This is a genomic window from Streptomyces sp. P9(2023) (assembly GCF_032436795.1).
GTDB lineage: Bacteria > Actinomycetota > Actinomycetes > Streptomycetales > Streptomycetaceae > Streptomyces.
Genome location: NZ_JAUPWM010000436.1, coordinates 1 through 275 on the forward strand (window position 1 = coordinate 1; position 275 = coordinate 275).

Genomic DNA, 275 nt, shown 5'->3' on the forward strand with positions numbered 1-275 from the left:
CGCTATCGGATAACGAATCGCCCGACAGGTTGATGCCCCAGTGGCCAATGGCGTCGGGCTCCGCGCTGCGATAGCGGTCGCTCAGCCAGGCGAGCGTGTTGCGAATGACCCAGCGGTCGATACGTGGCATGAAGTGATAGCGTTGTGCCGCGGGTAAGAAGCTTCCGGGGGCAATCAACTGGCCATGCTCTTCCAGGCGTATCAAGATCTCCTGATAGCCTTTGTTTCGCGTGCATACCGGGTGAACCGGTTGCGCGAACAGACGGAAAGTGTCG

Annotated in this window: 1 protein-coding gene; it reads right to left on the bottom strand. The window is 59.6% G+C overall.

What is annotated here, in order from left to right:
* A partial coding sequence (locus tag Q5762_RS38255; RefSeq protein ID WP_315896923.1) for an EAL domain-containing protein occupies positions 1 to 275 on the bottom strand: 275 nt, incomplete at both ends.